The 2,834-nt window shown below is 40.5% G+C and carries 3 protein-coding genes; all 3 read left to right on the forward strand.

Features of this window, described 5'->3' with window-relative positions:
• Positions 1–287: 287 nt before the first annotated feature.
• Positions 288–821, forward strand: coding sequence for a hypothetical protein (locus CWB99_RS23550; RefSeq protein WP_138553577.1), 534 nt, complete (start codon positions 288–290; stop codon positions 819–821).
• A gap of 96 nt (positions 822–917) precedes the next feature.
• Positions 918–1,286, forward strand: coding sequence for a hypothetical protein (locus CWB99_RS23555; protein WP_138553579.1), 369 nt, complete (start codon positions 918–920; stop codon positions 1,284–1,286).
• 1,048 nt (positions 1,287–2,334) lie between these two features.
• Positions 2,335–2,547 (forward strand): hypothetical protein, encoded by a 213-nt coding sequence (locus CWB99_RS23560; RefSeq protein ID WP_138553581.1) that lies wholly within the window; start codon positions 2,335–2,337, stop codon positions 2,545–2,547.
• The last annotated feature ends 287 nt before the right edge of the window (positions 2,548–2,834 follow it).

Raw genomic sequence — 2,834 nt, forward strand, 5'->3', positions numbered from 1 at the left:
AACTAACTTGAAAAACACCGCTCAACCGCTTGGGCGCAGTGCTCTTCTTCACAAAAGGTAGCAGCGCTTGAATGAGATGTGAAACATATGCCCGCTGGCACTGTGGCTGGGGGGAGTCACGAGCATATCGTGTAGGAGGATGACACATGCTTGGGGTGTTATCTGGCTAATTTTGGCTACATAAACTAGATTAAACTAGGCTGTATGTATCTAACATATAGACTTTAAATACAAATATCTGAGGGAATCCTCAAAGCACAGCGTTAGTCGCAAATCAAGGAGAGGTTATGAAAAAGCTTTTTTTAGTTTTTGTAGCACTATGTCTATTTGGCTGCTCGAGCATTCCGATCTCGACCATGCTTAAATATCGCAACTTTGACGAACGGAGTTTTACTGCGTTAAACCCTTCGCAGATACGCTCGAAAATAAAGGTGTCAAAACCTTTTACCTTAAACATGGAAAAAATGAATCTAAGTCTCAGTTTAGAGAATGAAAAAGGGATTAGTCATTTTACGTTTCCACTCATTCTCGAAAAACAGGATAGGATAGATGCGCAAGAAGGCTTCTTTTCATCTGAGCCTGCAAAAACTGAATACACATTCAGGCTGTCGGAGCTCGCAGTCAACAACTTCCTGAAAACGCAAAATTTATTGTCACAAGAAGCACAACAAAAAATTTCTTTCTCTATCGGTGCTGGTTTCAACGAAGAACCAGAAGAAGGGCAAACTGTTCATATTTCAATTTCGCTTAAACTCGATGATAAGGATGGGTATTTTACACTCATTGATGAAGCCGAGGTCGAACTTGGACAGAACGGCTGACAAGAGCTCAAAAGGATGCAAAACGCTTGGCTTTCATTCCATGGTAGTTAATTTTAGCCAGGCACCTATACACCCAGTAGTAATGCGTTTGGTGCTATGAATAATCCGTTAATTACACTGTTATTTGGGGCTTTGACATTTCCTGGAGCGGCTGAAAACATGCTGTGGCGTGCCGATAACGGTGCTCAAGCTTATTGTATCAAAGATAAAGACACTGTTTGCTTTGTCATGATTAATGGAACTACCACCCAAGTGCGTGAAATTGAAAGTAAGAATATTGGTAAGTTGGGCATTACACCTAAAGCGCATTACGAGAAAGTCGTTACGTTTCCATCAAAATGGATAAGCTCTACTAATCAAGGCGACCTGATTGAGTTCACAACACTGGCTTGGTTAAAGAGTGAAAGGTATACAGTCAGTGGCGTGGTTTTCGTTGATAATAATGGCAAATATACACATCAGTAATAGCGCACCTCACATACCAATTTAGTACTTGCCTGGTCAGTGTTGCTGGAATGACATAGGGCTGTTGAGTAACGGTAGGGCTCTTCATATTTAGTCCCGGCTTGGTAAACAAAACTGATAGGTATCGAGCAAAGTTTTGGTTGTCAGTATTGATGTATTGAGAGGTCAGGCATGAATTTTCTGGTTTTAATGAATTTTTTAGTCTCAGTTAGCTTGCATGCAAGTACATTCAAACTGGTAGGAGAGACTGGGAGCTCAAAGAATCTGATTTTAGAACAATTAGGTAACCCCACTGAACTTGAAGAGTTTACCGCGCCAAACTTTCAAATTAGAGGGATTGTCCCGGCGACATGTTCTGTAAACTCTTTGCAAGAGATCGAAGTTTGGGCTTACAAAAGAGAGGGTGGCTTCTATCAACTTATATTTAAGGAAAACGACTTGGTATGTTTAAGATGGTCGTCGGGACCCGAACCTTTTTCGAATATACAACTATAACAATAGACTATGGCGTCAATAGCTAGTTTCTTGGAATTCCCAAGGCTTCAGTATTTAAAATTGAGAGTATGGTTATGAAAAAATGGCAACTTCTTTTCGGCTTTGCAGCATTTGTTACTGTGAGTGAGCTAATAGGCCTGCTATTTAAAGAGAATGTTGATCTCAGTAATTTCGTATCCCTCATTGCATCAGGTTTTATTGAATCACAACAGGTACTATGCTAATTCCCCTGTATGGGTATGCTTTCAATGTGGCAATTGGGAGTAAAGCCATAGCGATTGCCATATTTTTATTCACTGCAGCAGTGCCTGGTGGCTTCACTCTTATTTTCGGTGTTGCGTTTACTATTCAGCATTTTAGTGTTGTGCAGCTTGTATCTTCAACAGGCTCATTTGCCTTACTACTGTTCATACTTTACCCCGTTTTTATGTACGCATTTAAGTCTGATGAACTTTGGTAAAAAAACACCAAGTAATGCCATTGAGTGATGAGAAAATAGTCCTCGTCTGGCATAGCTACTATTTTATAAACTCTATCAAGGTGTTATCTCTGTATGATTAAATTTTCTAGTGCACTTTTGGTATTCATGCTTCTTCCTCAGCTTGTCTGCGCTTGCATGTTTCCTGAGCAAGGTGAGGAATATGATGCGTTAATTAAAATTGAAAAGCAGCAGGGGGAAAATACGTATAAACTCTCAGTTCCGCGGATCGTTGAAAGTTCCAGTGGCTGGCCAACTGTGACTTTAATCTACTCTTCTGATGTTTAAGACAAAAACTGTAGAGAAGAAACTCTTAGTGACGGGACGCTGCTGTCGTGCTTACCACAAAGCGTTATTCGCGAGGAAATAGTTCTAAATAGCGCTTGGGGAAAAGCAATAGACTGGATATCAAGCAAACCTCTATATGAAGGAGTGTTTGAAGTTATAGAGCGAGAAAACTTTTCCGTAGAAGTCTCCGTGATGTGGGAAACTGAGGTTTGTTTAACATTTGGGCGTGCAGAAATCATCAAGTAGCGTGCGCTGCAAAGGACTAAAGTGGCCTTGTTGATCAAATC

The organism is Pseudoalteromonas rubra (assembly GCF_005887095.1).
Lineage (GTDB): Bacteria > Pseudomonadota > Gammaproteobacteria > Enterobacterales > Alteromonadaceae > Pseudoalteromonas > Pseudoalteromonas rubra_E.

Bases quoted from the DNA above. Each gene is read 5' to 3' on its own strand.
- CWB99_RS23555 (WP_138553579.1), top strand. From the start codon at position 918: ATGAATAATCCGTTAATTACACTGTTATTTGGGGCTTTGACATTTCCT.
- CWB99_RS23550 (WP_138553577.1), top strand. From the start codon at position 288: ATGAAAAAGCTTTTTTTAGTTTTTGTAGCACTATGTCTATTTGGCTGC.
- CWB99_RS23560 (WP_138553581.1), top strand. From the start codon at position 2,335: ATGATTAAATTTTCTAGTGCACTTTTGGTATTCATGCTTCTTCCTCAG.